The sequence below is a fragment of the Fictibacillus sp. 23RED33 genome, assembly GCF_015903925.1.
GTDB lineage: Bacteria > Bacillota > Bacilli > Bacillales > Fictibacillaceae > Fictibacillus > Fictibacillus phosphorivorans.
The window spans coordinates 53,157-72,580 of record NZ_JACZDX010000001.1; the positions used below are offsets into that span (position 1 = coordinate 53,157).

General features: G+C 37.9%; 18 protein-coding genes and 1 pseudogene. 3 read left to right on the top strand and 16 right to left on the bottom strand.

Going from position 1 to position 19,424, the window contains the following annotated elements; genetic code table 11:
* Positions 1-14: 14 nt before the first annotated feature.
* From IHV09_RS00350 to IHV09_RS00390, 8 genes and pseudogenes are all read right to left on the bottom strand, one after another.
* Positions 15-1,139: a Ger(x)C family spore germination protein gene (locus IHV09_RS00350; RefSeq protein ID WP_197263357.1), complete on the bottom strand. Its 1,125-nt coding sequence runs from the start codon at positions 1,137-1,139 to the stop codon at positions 15-17.
* Positions 1,129-2,604 (bottom strand): annotated as a pseudogene (locus IHV09_RS22270) (spore germination protein). The gene IHV09_RS00350 and the pseudogene IHV09_RS22270 overlap by 11 nt, the downstream one beginning before the upstream one ends.
* 11 nt (positions 2,605-2,615) lie before the next feature.
* A complete protein-coding gene (locus IHV09_RS00365; protein ID WP_197263359.1) occupies positions 2,616-3,680 on the bottom strand; it encodes a GerAB/ArcD/ProY family transporter in 1,065 nt (354 codons plus the stop codon).
* Positions 3,681-3,834: 154 nt separating this feature from the next.
* Positions 3,835-4,119, bottom strand: coding sequence for a hypothetical protein (locus IHV09_RS00370; RefSeq protein ID WP_197263360.1), 285 nt, complete (start codon positions 4,117-4,119; stop codon positions 3,835-3,837).
* 68 nt (positions 4,120-4,187) lie between these two features.
* The gene (locus IHV09_RS00375; protein ID WP_197126822.1) at positions 4,188-4,766 is read right to left on the bottom strand and encodes a 5' nucleotidase, NT5C type; all 579 of its coding nucleotides are present in this window, start codon (positions 4,764-4,766) and stop codon (positions 4,188-4,190) included.
* Between the two features lie 12 nt (positions 4,767-4,778).
* Positions 4,779-5,867 carry a bifunctional diaminohydroxyphosphoribosylaminopyrimidine deaminase/5-amino-6-(5-phosphoribosylamino)uracil reductase RibD gene (gene ribD, locus IHV09_RS00380; protein ID WP_197263361.1) on the bottom strand — a complete coding sequence of 363 codons (1,089 nt, stop codon included), beginning with the start codon at positions 5,865-5,867 and terminating at the stop codon, positions 4,779-4,781.
* Positions 5,860-6,615: a GTP cyclohydrolase II gene (locus IHV09_RS00385; protein WP_191754694.1), complete on the bottom strand. Its 756-nt coding sequence runs from the start codon at positions 6,613-6,615 to the stop codon at positions 5,860-5,862. Before IHV09_RS00385 ends, ribD begins: the two co-directional genes overlap by 8 nt.
* 635 nt (positions 6,616-7,250) lie before the next feature.
* Positions 7,251-8,717 carry a SulP family inorganic anion transporter gene (locus IHV09_RS00390; protein WP_197126824.1) on the bottom strand — a complete coding sequence of 489 codons (1,467 nt, stop codon included), beginning with the start codon at positions 8,715-8,717 and terminating at the stop codon, positions 7,251-7,253.
* Between the two features lie 234 nt (positions 8,718-8,951).
* Here IHV09_RS00390 and IHV09_RS00395 point away from each other — a divergent pair, with 234 nt between their 5' ends.
* Positions 8,952-9,473, top strand: a complete 522-nt coding sequence (locus tag IHV09_RS00395; RefSeq protein WP_197263362.1) for a DinB family protein — start codon at positions 8,952-8,954, stop codon at positions 9,471-9,473.
* Positions 9,474-9,532: 59 nt separating this feature from the next.
* On the opposite strand, the gene IHV09_RS00400 is transcribed toward IHV09_RS00395, so the two are convergent.
* Both IHV09_RS00400 and IHV09_RS00405 read right to left on the bottom strand, forming a co-directional pair.
* The gene (locus tag IHV09_RS00400) at positions 9,533-10,990 is read right to left on the bottom strand and encodes a flavin monoamine oxidase family protein (protein WP_197126826.1); all 1,458 of its coding nucleotides are present in this window, start codon (positions 10,988-10,990) and stop codon (positions 9,533-9,535) included.
* A 120-nt stretch (positions 10,991-11,110) separates the two neighbouring features.
* The gene (locus tag IHV09_RS00405) at positions 11,111-11,467 is read right to left on the bottom strand and encodes a winged helix-turn-helix transcriptional regulator (RefSeq protein ID WP_191754703.1); all 357 of its coding nucleotides are present in this window, start codon (positions 11,465-11,467) and stop codon (positions 11,111-11,113) included.
* 155 nt (positions 11,468-11,622) lie between these two features.
* Between IHV09_RS00405 and IHV09_RS00410 the strand changes: the two genes are divergently transcribed.
* Positions 11,623-12,831 carry an MFS transporter gene (locus tag IHV09_RS00410; protein WP_197126827.1) on the top strand — a complete coding sequence of 403 codons (1,209 nt, stop codon included), beginning with the start codon at positions 11,623-11,625 and terminating at the stop codon, positions 12,829-12,831.
* A gap of 40 nt (positions 12,832-12,871) precedes the next feature.
* On the opposite strand, the gene IHV09_RS00415 is transcribed toward IHV09_RS00410, so the two are convergent.
* The 6 genes from IHV09_RS00415 to IHV09_RS00440 form a co-directional block, all read right to left on the bottom strand.
* Positions 12,872-13,963 carry a GerAB/ArcD/ProY family transporter gene (locus IHV09_RS00415; RefSeq protein ID WP_197126828.1) on the bottom strand — a complete coding sequence of 364 codons (1,092 nt, stop codon included), beginning with the start codon at positions 13,961-13,963 and terminating at the stop codon, positions 12,872-12,874.
* Between the two features lie 11 nt (positions 13,964-13,974).
* Complete coding sequence (locus IHV09_RS00420) at positions 13,975-14,208, bottom strand: hypothetical protein (RefSeq protein ID WP_197126829.1); 234 nt, start codon at positions 14,206-14,208, stop codon at positions 13,975-13,977.
* A gap of 17 nt (positions 14,209-14,225) precedes the next feature.
* Positions 14,226-15,371, bottom strand: coding sequence for a Ger(x)C family spore germination protein (locus tag IHV09_RS00425; protein ID WP_197263363.1), 1,146 nt, complete (start codon positions 15,369-15,371; stop codon positions 14,226-14,228).
* Between the two features lie 30 nt (positions 15,372-15,401).
* Positions 15,402-16,883: a spore germination protein gene (locus IHV09_RS00430; protein WP_197126831.1), complete on the bottom strand. Its 1,482-nt coding sequence runs from the start codon at positions 16,881-16,883 to the stop codon at positions 15,402-15,404.
* A gap of 197 nt (positions 16,884-17,080) precedes the next feature.
* Positions 17,081-17,866, bottom strand: a complete 786-nt coding sequence (locus IHV09_RS00435; protein ID WP_197263364.1) for a polymer-forming cytoskeletal protein — start codon at positions 17,864-17,866, stop codon at positions 17,081-17,083.
* Positions 17,867-17,886: 20 nt separating this feature from the next.
* On the bottom strand, positions 17,887-18,507 hold the full coding sequence (locus tag IHV09_RS00440) for a YhbD family protein (RefSeq protein ID WP_231618089.1): 621 nt from the start codon (positions 18,505-18,507) through the stop codon (positions 17,887-17,889).
* Positions 18,508-18,630: 123 nt separating this feature from the next.
* Between IHV09_RS00440 and IHV09_RS00445 the strand changes: the two genes are divergently transcribed.
* Positions 18,631-19,359, top strand: coding sequence for a TIGR02206 family membrane protein (locus tag IHV09_RS00445; protein WP_197263365.1), 729 nt, complete (start codon positions 18,631-18,633; stop codon positions 19,357-19,359).
* The last annotated feature ends 65 nt before the right edge of the window (positions 19,360-19,424 follow it).

A 19,424-nucleotide genomic window follows, 5' to 3' on the forward strand; every position in this document is an offset into this window, starting at 1 on the left:
AACTTCATGCTAGGTTATTTTTTATACTTCTGGCTTCCTGAGTGAACAATTTGAACCGCTACTTTTACTGAGTCCAATGAGTCACGCTCTAAAGAATACTTTTTAACAAGAGATGGTGATTTTCGATAAGTAGATCGGGTTAAATTATATACATCACTTTTAATGGATAGACCGTTTGCGTATGTTTCTTTAATATCTTTTTTCATCAATTCCACAATTTGTTTCTCGAGTTCTTTACGTGGTACAACATTTAAATTTTCATCTATTTTGGCTTTGGCTTGAACATCTATTGTGTATTTTAGTTCATCTTTGACAGGCTCTTTAAGCTTAATTTTATATCCTTTTATTTCTATCTCTACTACGGTATTGCCTGCTTTAACCTCAAGTTTGTTTTCTTTTTCGCGTTTCGATAGCCATTCTAAACCACGAAGTTTTTCATATTTAAGTTTTCCTTTTGCTTGCATGTCTTTTATCACATATCCGCCGTCTGTAGTAGGGAAAGAAGGCTTCTCTTTGTCTTCTAACCATTTCCCTTTTACTAATTTTATGTTGGGAATGATGGTGGATCCGAATGGTTCATTTCCATCTCTTAATAGCATCTGCATAGATAGCGGATTGACTGCATGGTTACGTTGCAGCATCTTATCGGGATGAAACAGTACCTTGTATGTAGGAGCTTGCTGAAAAAGAGATTTGGCAACTAAGACTTTGTGTATCTCTTCGGATGTCCCAAAGATCCAAGAGGTAAATCGTATAAGTGGGTCATGCGCGAGGTGAGAAACGACCTCATCTAACTTTTCGTTAATAACTCTCTCACTTAACAAAATGACTTGTACATGGCCGTAGTAGAGAGGGAATTGGGAGGATTTTTCTAGCTTTCTAAAAGCCATAGTGAGTGTCTCACCTTCTTCAACTCCTACTAGTACAGGAGAATCGGCGGTCTGAGCCCCTCCTCCTTCTTGTTTAGCAATCGCTGAAAAAATTGCTGATTCGGTATATACAATATATTTTCCGTCTTTATAATCCACACCTAAAGCTTCGATATATAGCTGCTCATTAATACCAGATGCCCCCCAACAGCCTGTTAGCAAAACACATAGAATAGAAATACTGAAAAAGGATTTCAGGTTAATTCTCATTATTATCACCTTGACGTGTGGAGTCGTTAGAATGCAGGTAAGATGATCTTTTCTTCATAAAAGGAAAGGGTGCTTTAAAAAATGATTTAAACGTATCAGCTGCATTCATTGAAGCAAGAGATTCGATATAAGGATAGTCAAATGAGCGCAAGGAACTGACTAGTAAAAATATGCTAAGCATACTGATAAAAAAGCCAAAGAGACCGAACATGGCACACATGAGTAAGGTGTATATTCTCAAAAAAAGAAGATTTCCACTAAGTGATTGGTTTACGAATGTATAACTTGCAATCATAGTTATGGCTACCACAACAAGGGTGGTTGGAGACGTTAATCCAGCTCTGATGGCAGCATCACCAACAATTAAACCACCCAGAACAGCTACCGTCTGCCCAACTGCTCTCGGTAGTCTTGCACCAGCTTCTTTAAATAGTTCAAACAGCACAACCATAATCATCATTTCAAGTGGCAAAGATAATGGCAATCCAGTTCGAGAAAGTGTTAATGTCGCAAGAAGCGGGTAGGGAAGCTGATCTGGGTGGAACGTTGTCAAAGCTACCCACAACCCAGGTAATGAAACGGTGGTAAACAATCCTGTGAAGCGTAAAAATCGTTCAAACGAAACCATGTAAAAATTGGCATGAGCATCTTCAGGTGATTTTAGAGTTATTGCTAGAGAAGCTGGACCAATTAGAACGGTAGGTGAGCCGTCAACAATGAGTACAAATCGTCATTGCAGTAAGGATTGGACAGCAAAGTCTGGACGGCCGGTATTATCAAGTAGAGGGAAGATTGAAAAAACACTATCAGCTAACGCTTCTTCTAGCTCACTGCTTGAAATAATCGCATCCACATCAATATTCTTAAGACGCTTTTCAACCCGTTTAACAAGGTCTGGATCGATAATATCATCTATAAAAAGTAAAGATACAGCAGTTTGGCTCCTTCTACCAATCGTGAAGGATTTGCTGTTGAGTGATGATGTTTTTAAACGTTTTCGAATCAGGGCAAAATTTATTTCTAAGTCTTCAATAAAACCGTCTCGTGCCCCGCGTATAGATATTTCTGTATTTGATTCTTCCGGTGTTCTTCTCGGCATTTTGGAAAGATTAATGGCATATAGAGTCTTGTTCTTTTCAGCAAGCAGTAATGCATGTCCAGAGAATAATGAATGCTCTATTTTCATTTTGTTTTCAGAGTCAATATTGATTTCGTGGACTACAAACCGATTATTTAAAGTGTTTCGTATTGTATCATCGTCCTTTTCAACAATCTCATTTAAGAAAGGAAGTAACGTCTTTTCTAACAATTCAGAATCTATAAGTCCTTTACAGAATACTAAAGTGAATGGATGGGGGACTTTTTCAGCAAATAAATTCTTTTTAACTAAGACGTCTGTTAGGTGGTCGAATGAATTAAGAAGTTCTTGGATATTTATATTCTCTTTCCGATGCAGAAACTTCATCTATAGATCCCTCATTTCTTAATTAAGACATAGATACAGATGATCGATACTAATGGTAAAATGACATACATCTGTATGGGAAAAAAGAAATCATACAAAAAATTGAAGATAGATATGTTTGAAATAGGAGAAAGTGTATAGACGATTAATAAAATGTATAAGAAAGCTAATAACCAAGTTCTGCGTCTTTTAACTCCTGTAACTTTTGCAACTAAGAAAATTAATAAGCTGACTCTGATGAAAGCACCTGAAATCCACTGAAAGATGGAAAGGAAGTCCATTCTTGTGATTTCTTTACTTATTGTTAATAGTTTCCATTGCTCATACGCAGGATATCTTAACTTATTGGCTTCATAAGGACCAAATTCTGCAATAGCTGCCATCGTAGGACCAAGCATGAGTCCAACTAATATAAAGGCTACAATAGTAACATGCTTCCATTTCAGTGATCTTTTTGTATGCTGAACCAGGAATAAGAGGGTGCACAACTCTGTTAGTCCCGACAAAACATAAACACAGCCATTAAATACCGGAGACCAGCCATGTTCTGCGATCGGCAACAACATAGAATAATCTTTGTGCTGTATATTTCCAAACGCAATAAATATTCCGAAAGTTACCACTAGAGGTAGGGCGATCATTGCCACAATACTCAATTCTTGTAATCCTTTATAGGTCCCAAAAAAACAGAGAACTCCTAAAAGCAAACACAAAGCTAGAGTAGGGGTATCCATTAAATAATTTGTTTGTGTCCATGTAATGGTATCTCTAAACGTAATGCCTGCATTGAAAAAAAAGTAAATAATGAAAACTCCGCTAAGCAGATAGTAAGGAGTAGGACCAAGTCTTAGTTTTAAGTAATCTAAAAAATTCTGATTTCCTAATTTTTTTAAGACTGAACCGATCAGCAGAATAAAAAAGATGTAAGGAAGTACAGAGAGCATAATACTTACCCAAGCATCTCTTCCTGAAGCTGATAGAATTACGGGAATGATCAGAACATGATTGACAAGGCCGGATGACAGGATAATAAGAAAATATATATGTAAAGGCGCAATACCAGATTGAATTCTCATTTGTTCCTCCGGTTCCTTAAATATGAGTTAGTATGACGTAATTTTAAAGGCATTATTCTAAAGTTTTTATTATAAAAATATTTTCCTTTCTATCAAAAATATAAGAATGAACACATAAAAACAGTCAAAAGTGATTTTCACTTTTGACTGTTTGCTACTGCGTTTTATCTTTTATATATCGTATGAATCCTTCGCGATGACCAGCGTGATTGATAATTTTTTGAACATAGTAGGGGTCCTTCAATAATCCATTCTTTTTATCCAGATCAATCCATCTAGCTGTTTCTGGTTGGATAATCAATTCTTTATACCAATCCTGTTTCTCTAAATTATCCCAAAGTGGTAGTATGTCGGGCTCCTTCATTTTTAAAACATGTTTTTGAAAAGCTTCTATAATAAAACCCGCAGATAATAAACATAGCAATAAGAATAATAGCATCGTGACAAAACCTCCACCTTGTTTGACATTATAAAAAATTTCAAAAAAATAGCACGCTTATTGGCGTACTATTTTTGATCGTTATGTTTTTCGATGATCTCTTTTAATTCAGACCAATTCGTCAAACGAGGCATGTCTAAATCTTTGTTGTAATTCTGATGTCTAACATAAAGCTGAACAGGTTCTTCCGTTAGCGTATTTAAGACATTAGGCTTATCATCAAAGTAAAAGTCCAGCTTCAAATCTTTGATCGTATGGATTTTCTCTTCATCTTTCATTCCACAGAAAAAGCGTCCTTCTTGCACAGGGAATCCAGCATTCTCGACCCATTTCTTTGTTTCTTCGCAATGATTGGCAGGTCTCGCTGTAATGTAGAAGATTTCATGGCCCTCTTTATGAAGTTCTTGCAACACTTCAATGGCATCAGGATAAGCAGGACAATCTGTAAAATAAATCTCTTCCATAGAATCAATCCACATCTGATTGCCTTCCTTTTTGGAAAGACCAAACGGTTCGTGAATCTCCAGAGTTTCAATCGTGTCAAAAACATCGATCGGAACATCTTTCTTTAATTTTTTATTGTAGATATGAAAAGCATGTTGTCGTAGGTTAATCAGTGTATCATCAATGTCAAAACCAAATCTCATTATATATACCTCTTATTCGTATTTAGGATAACTTGTAAATTTATAGTCAGGTCCAATAGGGTTAACCGTAAGATCGTGCAGCTGGATGGCATCAGACATCTTTTCGATCCCAGTCCCACCAAAAAATGAAGGTGAATCCTGTCCGCCGATCAGCTTAGGTGCGATGTAGAAAACCGCTTTATCAACAAGCTTGTTTTCTAGAAAAGCTGCGTTAATCGTACCTCCACCTTCGATTAAAAGGGAAGAGATCAAATTACTGCCTAACGTTTTTAATACTTCATGCGGATCAACGCGTGTTTCACCAGCAATGAACACCTTAACACCGTGAGCTTCGAGTTGCTGCTTTTTTTGCTTGTTGTGATTTTCTGTTGTAAATACCCAGGTTTCAGCTAGCTTGTCTGTCACCACTTTTGAATGTAACGGAATCTTAAGTGTCGAGTCCATAATCACTCGTAGCGGATTTCGACCATTCGGAATTCTAGTCGTTAGCTCAGGGTCATCATGAATGACCGTATTAACACCAACAAGTATAGCTCGATTTTCATTTCTCATTTTATGCACATCTTCACGCGATTCTGGTGATGTAATCCATTTGCTGTTGTTCGCATGGCTTGCAATCTTTCCATCAAGCGTGATGCCTGACTTTAAAGTTACAAAAGGAACCTTCTGGACAATGAACTTGTTGAACACTTCATTCATTCTTTTTGATTCTTCTTGAAGCACTCCAGTCTCTACTTCAATTCCAGCTTCTTTTAAAATCTGCACGCCTTTTCCAGAGACAAGAGGGTTCGGATCTAATGCGGCGATAACCACTTTTTTAATTCCTGCTTCTACAATCGCTATAGCACACGGTCCCGTTCTCCCATGGTGAGAGCAGGGTTCTAGTGTAACATAAATCGTACCACCTTTCGCCTTATCTCCAGCCATACGAATGGCATGGATTTCTGCATGTGGTTCTCCTGCCTTTAGATGTGTACCTACTCCGACGATTTCATTGTGGTTTACGATCACAGACCCTACTAACGGATTAGGGTCTGTTTGACCTTTCATTGCTTTAGCATTATTTAAGGCGAGCTGCATGTAGAATTCATGACTACTCATTTGTAAATACTCCTTCATCTAGATGCCCAGATCGATTGATCTTGGTTTGCAAATACTTCTCATTGTATTCAGATACATCACCCCAGATGGGTGCTCGTGCTGTAACAGAAAGACCCGCCTGATGGAGTGCTTCTAATTTTTTCGGATTGTTTGTAATAAGTGTAACAGGCTTTGAACGAAGTGCTTTCAGTACTTCTATAGCATCTTCATAATTCCTAGAATCATCTACAAATCCAAGGCTTTCATTAGCCTCAACTGTATCTTGTCCATTTTCCTGAAGCAGATAAGCCATTGCTTTACTAAATAGACCGATACCACGGCCTTCATGGTTTGCTAAATAAAAGAGTGCACCTGTACCATGTTCTACGATCATTTTCATCGACTGCTTGAGCTGATAACCGCAGTCACATCGCTTGCTGCCGAATATATCACCAGTATGGCAAATCGAGTGCATACGAATAAGAGCTTCCTCATTGTATGCAAAGTCACCATAAACCAAAACGCTGGACTGCTGATATTCTGCTAAGTTGGCAGAGGAAAGCTTATCAATCACTTCTTCAAAGTTTTCAGTCTGCTCACAGCCTTCTAACCAGCAGTACCAATTGAAAACAACGGTTTCTCCATATAGGTTAACAGGAAGTTTGATAGGTCCTACCAAATAGATAGCACCTTCGTCTTTTTTTATGAGTTGTATTTTATCTTCAAGGATAGAGAGAACTTTTTCTTTTAAGTTTTTACTTTGTAACATACTTATACCCCTTTTATAGTTCATACGTATTTTGTCGGTTACTTAGGTGAATATGTTTATTTTATACCAGATAAATCAATTGAAAGTAGTCTTTTGCTCTCAATGGAAAAAAAAAGCATCGAACTCATCAGAAGATGGTTCAATCCTTATGTTTAAGTAGGGTTAAGAGAAAATGCCGACCTATATATGACAGACATAGATTTCTTCTTATATTATATGGAATAATTCAATGATAGCGTGTATGTTAGACTATTCTGCTTGAAAATTTTGGTATTGTTTTAAAAGTCAGAGAGATTAAGCGAACAGAAAACTCAAGATTCTCTAGAAATATTTAGTAAGAATGATAGTGAGTACTCCTAAAAGGGCAATGCCATAATTGAAGATCAAATGATTATTATCGTTTTTCTCCACTTCGGAATGGAAGAGCTGATCAAAGGCTTTATGACGATATTTTGTTTCGTTAATCATCAAGTGCTCAGCGTCCTTTCAACGTTTTAATGGCAGTTCTACCTAAAAGTATACGCCTTCATCAATAATAATTCAAAATATTCAAATTATTTAAGGCGGCAATAAAGGTACACCATGAAGTGTACCCTCTTGAAGATTTTTGTTTATGTTTATTAAGAACACGTTTTTTAGTGTGCTGTCATTTTCACCTCTGTTTTATCATGTATGGCAAGTTTCTTTATCAGTGATTGACTAGATGCATTGAGTCCAGTGATTTGAACTTCTGTTCCATTCTGGCGATATTTTAAGATAACTTTATCGATAGCACCTACTGCAGAATCATCCCAAACATGAGATTGCGACAAGTCGATTGTAACAAGCTCTACATCTTCTGAAAAGTCAAACTGTGAAACAAAATCTGTTACAGATGCAAAGAATAACTGTCCTTTTACGATATATAATTTATTATTGTTATCAACCTTAGAGGAAATCTCAACTTTTGAAATTTTAGCGGCAAAGAACAGTGCACTTAAGATAACACCGGCTAGAACTCCTTTTGAAAGATCATGAGTAAGCACCACTGTAACGACGGTCACGATCATAACAGCAGCATCAGTTCTAGGCATTTTATGAAGCTTTGTTAAAGAAGACCAATCAAAAGTGCCGATGGATACCATGATCATAACTCCAACTAACGCGGCCATTGGAATCATCGATAGCAGGTCGTTGAGCAGGATGATTAGTATCATTAAGAATGCTCCAGCAACAAATGTAGAAAGTCTTCCTCTGCCACCAGATTTAACGTTGATAACCGATTGACCAATCATTGCACAGCCGGCCATTCCTCCAAAGAATCCTGTAACAATATTCGCGATTCCTTGTCCTTTTGCTTCTCTATTTTTATCGCTATCCGTATCTGTCATATCATCTACGATCTGAGCAGTAAGTAGAGACTCTAAAAGTCCAACCAGAGCTAAAGCAAATGAGTATGGAAAAATGATCTGTAATGTTTCAAATGTTAATGGGATATCAGGTATTAAAAACATTGGAAGAGCTTGAGTTAATTCACCCATATCGCCTACCGTTCGTACCGTTGAACCTGACATAACAGCTATGATGGTGATCACGATAATGGCGATCAGAGGAGAAGGCACAGCTTTTGTGACTCTCGGGAAAAGATAAATAATAGCTAAAGCTCCTGCAACCATAGCGTACATTACCCATGACTCTCCAACAAAATGAGGAAGCTGGGCACTAAATATTAGAATGGCGAGTGCATTAACAAATCCGACCATCACTGAACGAGGGATGAACTTCATATATTTCCCGAGCTTTAATACTCCGATCAGTATTTGGATTACACCTGTCAGCACGGTTGCTGCTAAAAGGTATTGCAGTCCGTGTTCTGCAACAAGGGTGACCATGACAAGAGCCATAGCTCCGGTTGCGGCTGAAATCATTCCAGGTCTTCCGCCTAGAAAGGCAATTACAACGGCAATACAAAATGAGGCGTATAAACCTACCATAGGGTCTACACCTGCAATGATGGAGAAAGCGATCGCCTCTGGAATAAGAGCCAATCCGACTACAAGGCCGGCAAGAACATCTCCGCGAATGTTCCCAAACCACTCCTGTTTTATTTTATTAAGATCCAACAGAAACACACCTCTTTCTTTATGATGAAAACTGTTTTTTGACTTTCAACTCTCATGAAAGTCGGGGTCCGATGTCAACGCGTTTGATTATAACATGTATAGTAAAAATGAAGTAACAGAATGTAAGCGTATAAATAAGTTTTATTCTTTCATTTTTATTGAATTTCTTGTTTTTTTGGAGCATTAGTAGAAAAATACAATTATATGATTTGCATAAGGGGAAGGGATGAGGATATGGAGAAGATAACAGAAGGTTATGATTACGCCGATTACTATAAGGCGTATGTAAGCTTAGTACCTGAAGGGGATATCGTTCAAGTACTAACGAATCAAATGCAAGAAACAGTTGGAATCGTAAGCATGTTAAATGATGAACAACTTTCCAACCGCTATGCAACAGGGAAGTGGAGCATTAAAGAAGTGATCGGCCATATTACAGATACGGAGAGAATCATGAGTTATCGTTTACTTTCCATCGCACGAGGAGAAAAAAACTCACTTCCTGGATATGATGAAAATGCTTATGTACAGGAAGCCGGCTTCGATGAAATCGAGGTGAGAGATTTGCTAGAAAATTTTGTTGCAGTGCGTTTGGCTACCATACAACTTATTCAAAGTTTGAACAAGAAGGCTTTAGAAAGGAAAGGAACGGCAAATGGGCATCCTGTTACCACTCGTGCTCTAATGATGATCATAGCCGGTCATGAGATACACCATCGTCATATTATTGTAGAGCGATACTTAACCAAAAATTAAACACATGTTTAAAAGAGAGTCGATGTCATCCTGATATCGGCTCTCTTCTGTGAATAGAATTACTCATTCATCTCAATTGCAGCTCTGATGCCTGACTCCACAGCTCCTTCAACCCAGCCGTGCTTGAGTGTAGTATGTTCGCCGGCAAAGTGCAGTCTTCCCTCCGGAGCTTTAATCGCTTCAAACAATTCTAATTCCTGGTATGGCTTAAACATTGTAAAGCATCCACCTGCATTTGGATCTGTGGACCAATCGTGGCTAAATCCTGTAACAAAATGCTGATAGATGGAGTCACCATGAAACTGAGCAATATATTTTAATGTTTCTTTAATCTTCATTTCGTTGGATGAGCTTCTCCAAGGGAACGTATCATCTTCCCACGTATAACTTCCGATCACGACACCTGAAGGGATGTCTTCTCTGATACGGCTCGGATAATGAGTGAAGCGCGATGCCAGGTCCGTGACGGTTTTCCCTCCAGATAGACCGTTCTTTTCCCAGAAACGATGTTTGAATTCAATTCCGATCTTAATCGAGGGCACATAATGAAGCTCCCGAATAGCTTTCCTTTTAAGATAGGAGAGGGAATTATATGGTTCGAATTCAACAAAATTAAGTACCGAGAACGGAAGTGTAAGTAATACCTTGTCAGCTTCAAAAGAAAAACGATGTAAGGTTTGCGGACTTTCTGTATACAGTTTAACGGATGATTCTGTCTGCACTAGTCTTGTTAACTTTTGACCAAAATAGATGTGGTGCCGTAAATCTCTAAGAAAAGCACGAGGTAGCTGGTCGTAACCACCTGTAACTTCAAAGTATTTAAGAGGAGGTTTTTTGAAAATGATTAAGATATCTCGAAGCATCTCTAAAAGTGAGAGCTCGGGAAGACCTTCTAGTGATAGAAGCACTTTAATCATATCAATCGCTCCAGCAGATAATGATCTTCCGTAAGGGTTGTTGCGCAAATAATTATCAAGTGAGTATGATTGAAAATTTTGAATGATGATCGGCCAGTTTTTATCAGGATCACGATCAATAAAATCTGCTATCGGCTGTACAGCATAAGCGATAAGCTCTTCAGCAGTTTTTCCTTTTTCATTTTCTAAGACAGGAAAACCTAAGATATCAGGATTTTTCTCATAAGCATCATAAGTGGTTCGAATGCCATTGACCAAAAGAAGGTCATGAGGATTGCTGTTAACAAATTCATTAATGGCAAGGTTGTATTTCTTGATATATGCCAAAACAAGCCTATGCATCTCAGGGATACGCATAGCACCTGCTTCAAAATAGTTACCATGGGTAAAAGGTGATCTGACTGTGTAAATACGCCCACCAACTCTGTGGGTAGATTCTAGAAGGATGATCTCGTGTCCAGCGTTCTTTAAAAGTGTGGCTGCAACAAGTCCAGCCATTCCTGCACCGACGACAATCATCCTCTTTGGAGAGCTTGTCATGGGTAAACCGTTCTGTATAATATCCAGCATTCCCTCAACTGTTAAACGGTTCGAATTCATCACAAATCCCCCTAAATAAACGTTCATTCCTTTTAACAATGTATTAAAAATTATTAAAGAATATTATTTTGTAATTAAAACTAAAAACGACAGCCAATGATGGCTGCCATTTCTCTAAATTTATACTAGTTCTTCTGTCTGAACTAAAACATCCTCTTTATTCGGATAAGTCTTCTCAATATGCTGCTCACCCCAAGCGCATAGTGAATCTAATATTCCTTTTAACGACCAACCGTAGTCAGTAAGAGAATATTCAACTCGTGGAGGAACCTGATTGTATACTTCTCGGAGGATAACTCCATCATCTTCAAGTTCTCTAAGCTGCTGTGTGAGCATCTTTTGTGTAATTCCTGGCATTAACCGCTTCAACTCACCGGTTCTTCTTTTATCTTTAATAAGATGGCAGAGGATGACGACTTTCCACTTTCCACCGATCACTTCAAGTGCAGCTTCTACAGGTATATTGTATTTTTTCATCCCAAAATCACCTCTATATCGTAATTGTTACTTTTAAGTACCTACATTACTTTAAAGTGCGTACTTACTTTTAGTTTGCGTATATTTCATAATAACATCAAGTCAACCGAATGACTAGTTCATTCACCAACTAAAATCAATGGAGGGATTTATAGATGAATTCAACAGCCGTTCAAACGGAAAGCGGGTCGAAGTCAAAAGGTGGTTTTCCGGCATTATTAGCATTAGCCATTTCGGCATTTGGTATTGGTACAACTGAGTTTGTACCTGTAGGACTTTTATCTTCATTAGCATCTGATCTAAACATATCAATCACATTAGCAGGTTTACTCATATCAGGATATGCGATGGGTGTTGCATTTGGAGCACCGGTCCTTACAGCGTTAACGAATAAAATGAACAGAAAGTCGTTGTTACTTCTGTTAATGGTCGTTTTTATCGCAGGTAACATGGTTGCAGCAGTTTCAACAAGTTTTACGCTGCTTCTGATCGCGCGATTCATCACAGCATTTTCTCACGGTGTATTCTTTTCTATAGGTGCAACAATCGCTGCGGATCTAGTTCCCGAACATAAACGTGCAAGTGCGATCGCATTCATGTTTACGGGGCTTACTGTTGCAACCGTAACAGGGGTTCCGCTTGGAACATTTATCGGACAAACCTTCGGATGGAGAGCTACGTTTTGGGCAGTTGCACTCTTAGGTGTTGTTGCCATCATCGCTAGTGCCATCTTAGTTCCGAAGAATTTGAAAGAAGCACCACCATCAAGTTTAAAAGATCAACTCAAGATTATTAAAAACGGTCGATTATTATTAGCATTTGCAATCACAGCTCTTGGTTACGGTGGAACGTTTGTAGCATTTACGTATTTAGCACCGATCTTAGAAGATGTCACAGGCTACGCTCCAAAAGCGGTTACCTGGATTTTGTTAGGCTACGGTATTGCTGTTGCGATCGGGAATACAGTAGGAGGCAAAGCGGCAGATAAAAATCCGATCAAAGCTTTGTTTTGGATGTTCGTTATTCAAGCTGTTATTTTAGTGATCTTAACATTTACAGCACCTTTTAAAGTAGCTGGAACGATTACTATCTTCTTATTAGGACTTTTAGCGTTTATGAATGTTCCGGGTCTACAAGTTTATGTTGTGAAACTTGCTGAAAGATATGTACCTTCTGCAGTAAATGTTGCGTCAGCTATTAATATCGCCGCATTTAATTTAGGTATCGCTATTGGTGCATTTGTTGGAGGGCTCATTGTCGATTCCATCGGCATCATTCATACACCTTGGATCGGCGGAGTAATGGTGTTTGGTGCAGTTCTCTTAACGGCATGGAGCGCGTCACTAGAAAAAAGAACAATTTAAGAGTGAAAAAGAAGGCAGCCACTTTGGTTGCCTTCTTTTTTTAAGCAGTTTTTTTATTTTTCACTTTAGCTATTATGACTACAAGTAAAAGGGGCAAGAACCCAAAGAAAAATGTTACAGTGGTCTGCAAAAAGGATCCAGATTCTCCTAGTTCAATTTCGTTTTTGTACATCGTAAGAGAGAGTAAGAGCACAACCGCTGAGATTATATAAATAAAATGTGTAGCTTTTACTTTAAATAGAGTGGAGAGTGCTTGATCAAGTATGAACAACAATAAAGAGATCTTCATGTATGTTCCTAGAATTAGTGCGATGCCAAAGATCGCTTCTACCCGCTCAACAATCTCTCCAATGCTAATCAGCTGAGCCAGAACATGAAGCGGGAATTTCTTAAGAAATACTAAAGGTCCGAGCCCCATTAATGAACAGAGAATTGTTAATGTGAGTACGATTCCATTTATGAACAAACCTAAATAAAGCCATTTATTAATGGACTGCCCGGGCTTTTGCTTTACCAAGTATATAATCATAGCGAAGAATAATACATCCATGTAAGGAAATCCAAAACCGACATAAACACCATGTAATATCGGCTTAAAGCCTTGTGGAGCTAAAGGAAGCAGATTAGTGATCTCATACGTGTTGTAGGGCAGGATTAACATGATGATAAAGATGAAAAACAGAATATACATCAATAGGTGAAACATGCGACCCATTACTTCAATTCCAGCTTTTGCAGTTAGACTGGAAGTGATTAAGATGAGTAGATGAAAGATGAAGAGCGGTGTTTCTCTCATCATCGAGGTTGTAAAATATTGTCCCATTCCATATACAATGTTTGCTGTGATATACAACATGACTAAGAACAGAGGGATGATGAGTAGATAGGTCATCACGTTTCCGAGTGTTAGGCGAACTTGGTTCACATAACATTGATCAGGATATTCGTTGTGAAGAGTTAATACGAGATATAAGATGACAAAACCAACTAAGTTAGCAAGAAGCATGGCGATCCAAGCACTGTTTTGAGCAGCAGCCAGCATCGGCCCTTGGATATTGATAAGGGCTGAACCCGTCATATACACTTGAAATAACACTGCCATTTGCCAATAACTAATTTTTCCTGTGTGCATAAAGGGACTCCTTATGATTTTACTTGCAGCCATGAAGTGATAACTTCAGCAATAGGACCAAGTATTAACTGAAATCCTTCATCTAAGTTAGGAAGGTTCCGCCCGGAAAGATAAGAGTAGAGCATGTACCCTGCCGGAATAGACATCATTAAATAGATTTTTTTTGACTTTTTATCTTGTTTCAACGTTTGATAGTCGAAGTATAATAATACGACTAAGCTTCCTAAAATGAGTTTTTCAATCATAGTGATTCCTCATCATCCTATTGTTTTTTATGAAAAGGTTTGCTTATATCAGTTCCTGTGTTTAGGATGTTAACTTCCGATTTAACATGAAATACGGCGTCTTTGTAATAAGGTATCTTTTCTTTTTTTATTCTCTGCCATTCTTTCGGATTACTGCGATAGATATGGTTTCCTAATCCGATAATATCTATATTCTTTTTTTGTGAGTGCTTTAATAATGTCATTAAGTTACTGTTCACTTGTTTTTCTAACTTTGCATGAAGAACTTCTAGTTGTTGTTTTGTTTCAATGTTTGTACATTCTAATTCACCTATACTAGCTTGAAGCTTTGGTCTAAGTGAGTAATGTATAACATCGTTTTTGATCGCAAAAGATGTGTTTGTATGTGATTCTGTGATTTCAAATGACTCCTGCAGCTTACTCCCTTTACAAGGAATACCAATGATTCCATACTGAAAATTATTAAGAGCGAGCATGAGCGATTTTGTGTCTTTGTTTGTAATAGTCGTCTTCAGCTTCCCACCTAGAAAGATAGAAAGCCCATCTACAAAGATACTGTTCTCTTTTTCTTTTTCCTTTCTTAGATAGGGAGCATACACCGTATCCACCTCGCTATGTAGCTGTTTTCCAATTGTAAATAAATTAGCGGGATAGGTTTTCGCACTAAATTTGCTCCCTGTTTTAGTGACTTCGTTTAATTGTTCACTCACCGTATTTTCTACATGTGGTTTTTCTTTTAAATAGTCTGCCGCAGCTCCTTCAGTTACTGCAACACCTGTTAAGAGTCTCGGTTCATGATCACGGTAAAAGAAATCTAAAACAGAACCGAGATAATATTTTTTGGCGACTTTCTCACTAATCACAATAAAACGAACATGCCCCCAGTTTGCTTTTCTTCCCAAATGAATGGTCACATCTCTTATAGCATCAAAAACGGATTTTGCTTCCGTTTCAAGGTTAAAGTATGATTCACCGCCACCACCAGCAGAAGCGATCTTAGGAGCAGGCTTATAAAATTGTGTGGTGAGTTTAATGGTTCCATCTTTCTTTTGGTCGACAGCTAGCGATTGAACGAAAACATACTCGGTAAGCTCGGCATGATCCCAGCAACCAGATAAAAAAAGGAGGGAGGAGGCAACGATGTATTTAATTAGCTTTTGCATAGTAATCCCTCCCTTTATAAGATATTGGCGTTATAAACCTTTTCCAGTACTTCGGTGCTTTAATAATTTTTTCAATGACAAACGAAAGAATCCGTCTTTTAGTAGTGACGTACTGTTAAGAGTGAACGTACCAAGATAAGGTTCCTTCAGAACGTGTAATTTAGACAGGTGCAGGAAGATAAGAATAAATCCAAGAAACAGACCGAAGCCTCCCATAATAGCTGCTAGAAACATTAATGGTATTCGCAACAAACGTGCAGCAAAGCCAAAATCATAATAAGGGATAGAAAAGGATGCGATTCCCGTCAATCCAATAACAACAATCATGATCGGTGAGGCGAGTCCAGCGTTAATGGAAGCTTCTCCGATAATTAGTGCTCCAACGATACTTACAGTTGATCCAATAGGTTTAGGTAGCCGGACCCCTGCTTCTTGTAAGAGTTCGAAAAAAAACAGCATGATTAAAGCTTCTATGATTGCAGGAAAGGGTATCCCTTCTCGTGTATCTAAGAGAGCGATCAATAAAACGGTCGGTATTAATTCAGAATGAAAAGTAGTCAAAGCGATATAAATACTAGGTAAAGCCAGGCTCAAAATAAAGCCAATAAATCGTACCAACCTGATGATGGATGAAAAAACAGATCGTTGATAATAATCGGAAGCAGATTGGAAAAATTCATTAAACAATCCAGGACAGATAACGATCGTTCCTGTTCCTTCCATTAGAATTATAATCTTGCCTTCTAATAACGAGGCTGAAGCAACATCTGGTCTTTCGGTAAATCGATATTGAGGGAAGGGAGTAACGGACGATTCCTCAATTAATTCAGCGATATAGGATGTTTCTAAAATTTCTTCGTTTTTAATTTTGTTGATTCTTAATTCAAACTCTTCAAGCATTTCCTTTTTAACAGTTCCATCTAAATAGCCATAAACAAATTTCGTATTAGACTTGCCATCCGTTTGTTTAAAAATAAATTTAAGATTGGGTGTCTTTACTCGAGAGCGAATCAAACCAAGGTTCTTTTGCAGGTTTTCGATCGTACCTTCTCGAGGGCCAACAACAACTACCTCGTTCTGTGGTTCTGCAACACTTCTTTTTTCTACAGAAGATGCATCAAAGCTTAGAGCTAGATCCCATTTATCAAAAATCAAAACAATATGGCCATTGACGATATTGGCATTTAATTCATTGTAGTTTTTTAGTAACATAACAGGTCTTGATGAGACGCCCTTGTTCTCAAAAAAGACCTTTATCTGTTGAACCGAAACATCAAGTGAAAGGGCTGCCTCAAAATCGGGCATATCCTTAAGTACCTGGTGAAGCAGGTTGGACTTTTCTTCTTGGACGAGAGAATCACAATGTACAACAAGAGCTTCTTGTTTGTAATCTGAACCAAATTGAAAGTGCCTGATCTTAATATCATCACAGTTCTTATAAAGATTACGCATATATTCATCATTTGCTTGAAGATCTTTGTTAATAGGAACTTCTACTTTGGTTGTATCCATGATTGCTAACACCTGCCTTATCCTATAATGTTTGATGAAGGATAAGAATCTATACATTATTTACCATGAAAGACATGAAGGGTGGATGAAAGCTGTGGATTTCCTTTTCAGATGAGGGAAGATTATAGAAACGTGCGAAATAAAAAAGCTACCAGATAAACAAGGTAGCTTTTACATATTGAACGAGAGAGTCATGATTAAATCTTTTCCTGAGTTTCCACTTTGGCATTTTGATCAATTTCTAAACTTGTTTTATATTCAATTCTTTTTATATTACTGCCGGGACCGATTTCTATCGTGTTTCCGCGTACTACTTCAGCGTGTGTGTGTTCAAGATATAAGTAGTCGCCTTCGATCACTTCTGCCGTTAGTTGATCCGTGTGGTTGCTCATAAAAAATTTAATCAGCTTTTTAAAGCCAGATGCATCCCGGGTCTTTTTAACTGTGATGTTCTCGCCGCCAATTTCTTTAGCTTCACAATGACGTAGCAGTTCTACGTCGATCGTCCCTGCATTTAAGAGACCATCTATTTTAAAATTGCCGCGTGCTTCAAAAGATTCAGCTTCACAATCTCCCTTTATTTTAATTTGTCCTTTTACGTCTACTTCGTCGCTTGATACATTTCCTTGTACAGAGGCAGAGCCGCGAACGATGATTTCTTTTCCTTTTACATCCCCCTTAATAGAAGAGGAGCCTTGAACCTTTAATTCGTCGCAAAGAAGGTGACCATCGATGTCTGTGCTACCGTTAATCGTCATTTCCTTCACTTCTACATCGCCTTCGAAATGGGTTGATCCATTGATTTTGGCCGTATCAGTAGTAATGTTTCCCTCTAAATGTGCACTTCCGTTGCATTTAAACTCTTCACATATGAGATCGCCATATATATGTGCACTTCCGTTAACCTTTACTTGATGAAACTCGCCACCAGAAGAAGTTCCTGATCCGGAAATACTAATATTCTTTAACTGAGTTCGTTCCATTGCTATTCCTCCTCCAATTATTAAGAAAGCTTAAGTTTTAGTTCTTCCATGCACTGACTCAGTTTATAGTGAGCGATTTTCTTTGCTTGAGGCTCTAATAGAAGGTTGGCCGGTTCTGGTGTGAGGATAAAAAATGAAACGCCCATTTTTCTAATAAAGATTAATTCACTTTCGCTGTTCTTTGTGCTCTGTGCATGTTCATCAAAAAGCTTCAACAGGTCTACGCCTTCTGTTCGATTTACATCGCCCGTTTGCAGCAATGAATTCAATACATATAAAGTTAATAACTGATTAAATGAAAACGAATGAGTAGGACCATGAAAGTTGTTATACATCTCTACTGCTGTATGAGAAACAATGTTACGTTTGGTGAGCTCTTCTGCTGATAATGAAGTGAGTGTCGGGGAAGGAGAGAACATATCAGCAAGTTCATCGAGTGATAAATCATCTTTTAAAGTTTTAATTTTTTCAATGCGCAGCAATATATCATCTTTAGGAAAGAATGTTTCTTGGCCTGTAAAGGTAGATTTTCGAATGAACCAGTTTTCAGGAATCAAGTTCTTTCTTTTCCATCTGTATAGCTGGCCGTAAGATATATTTGCTTCTTCTAATAGATCTTTCTTTGAGATTAGATTTTCCATGATTAACCTCCTTATTAGTAATGTAACATAACACTGTTACGCTAAGCAATAAAATTTAAAAGTATACAAAGGAAAGTGCACGAAGATTTTTGAATAATAGTAGGTAGAAGGTGGAGGGGTTCAATGGAAAATTGGTTTGGTGCAGGAGCTTCTGGTTTTAGGATGTTCCAATGGGAGCATGTGCTTTTATTAATGTTAATCCTTTTTGTGAGTATTGGTATGTACCGCTATCGGATACGTATGAGGAAGATGCAATTATGGAAGAAAGTCTTGATCACAGGGCTTGTAGTCTCAGAAAGTTCATATCACATATGGGCCGTTCATAATGACTTATGGGACCTTCATATTTTCCTTCCTTTGCAGCTATGTAGTTTTAACATTCTGTTGTCCGTGTTGTTACTCTTAACGGATAATCGGAGACTTTTTGCTTTTGTCTACCTTTTTGGTTTAACAGGTGCCATACAAGGATTACTTACACCAGAGTTATTTCAAGAGCCTTGGCATTTTCGATTCATCCAATATTTTATGGCTCATGCTTTTATTGTTTGGACAGCTCTATACTATGCGATTGTAAGATCTTATACCATTAGCTGGCATCTTCTTTTTCAGTCATTCTTATGGCTGAACATTTATGCTATAGGTGTCTATGTTGTAGATGTGACTATTGATGCAAACTATATGTTCTTGCTAGAGAAACCAACGAATGCTTCGCTTCTAGATTACTTAGGACCGTATCCGTGGTATATCCTTTCACTAGAACTAGTCGCTTTATGTTTATGTCTGCTTGTTTTTATTCCAGTTAAAGAAAAGCTAAATCACACGAAAGAGGACCATCCACCGTTTGAGGTGTAGGGTCCTTTTTTTGTACCTTTTGTGACAAAATCATGCAAAGGAAGAAAGCAATGGTATTTATTGTA

Coding starts and splice junctions, on each gene's coding strand:
- IHV09_RS00350 (WP_197263357.1), bottom strand. CDS start 1,139: ATGAGAATTAACCTGAAATCCTTTTTCAGTATTTCTATTCTATGTGTT.
- IHV09_RS00365 (WP_197263359.1), bottom strand. CDS start 3,680: ATGAGAATTCAATCTGGTATTGCGCCTTTACATATATATTTTCTTATT.
- IHV09_RS00370 (WP_197263360.1), bottom strand. CDS start 4,119: ATGCTATTATTCTTATTGCTATGTTTATTATCTGCGGGTTTTATTATA.
- IHV09_RS00375 (WP_197126822.1), bottom strand. CDS start 4,766: ATGAGATTTGGTTTTGACATTGATGATACACTGATTAACCTACGACAA.
- ribD (WP_197263361.1), bottom strand. CDS start 5,867: ATGAGTAGTCATGAATTCTACATGCAGCTCGCCTTAAATAATGCTAAA.
- IHV09_RS00385 (WP_191754694.1), bottom strand. CDS start 6,615: ATGTTACAAAGTAAAAACTTAAAAGAAAAAGTTCTCTCTATCCTTGAA.
- IHV09_RS00395 (WP_197263362.1), top strand. CDS start 8,952: ATGGAGAAGATAACAGAAGGTTATGATTACGCCGATTACTATAAGGCG.
- IHV09_RS00400 (WP_197126826.1), bottom strand. CDS start 10,990: ATGAATTCGAACCGTTTAACAGTTGAGGGAATGCTGGATATTATACAG.
- IHV09_RS00405 (WP_191754703.1), bottom strand. CDS start 11,467: ATGAAAAAATACAATATACCTGTAGAAGCTGCACTTGAAGTGATCGGT.
- IHV09_RS00410 (WP_197126827.1), top strand. CDS start 11,623: ATGAATTCAACAGCCGTTCAAACGGAAAGCGGGTCGAAGTCAAAAGGT.
- IHV09_RS00415 (WP_197126828.1), bottom strand. CDS start 13,963: ATGCACACAGGAAAAATTAGTTATTGGCAAATGGCAGTGTTATTTCAA.
- IHV09_RS00420 (WP_197126829.1), bottom strand. CDS start 14,208: ATGATTGAAAAACTCATTTTAGGAAGCTTAGTCGTATTATTATACTTC.
- IHV09_RS00425 (WP_197263363.1), bottom strand. CDS start 15,371: ATGCAAAAGCTAATTAAATACATCGTTGCCTCCTCCCTCCTTTTTTTA.
- IHV09_RS00430 (WP_197126831.1), bottom strand. CDS start 16,883: ATGGATACAACCAAAGTAGAAGTTCCTATTAACAAAGATCTTCAAGCA.
- IHV09_RS00435 (WP_197263364.1), bottom strand. CDS start 17,866: ATGGAACGAACTCAGTTAAAGAATATTAGTATTTCCGGATCAGGAACT.
- IHV09_RS00440 (WP_231618089.1), bottom strand. CDS start 18,507: ATGGAAAATCTAATCTCAAAGAAAGATCTATTAGAAGAAGCAAATATA.
- IHV09_RS00445 (WP_197263365.1), top strand. CDS start 18,631: ATGGAAAATTGGTTTGGTGCAGGAGCTTCTGGTTTTAGGATGTTCCAA.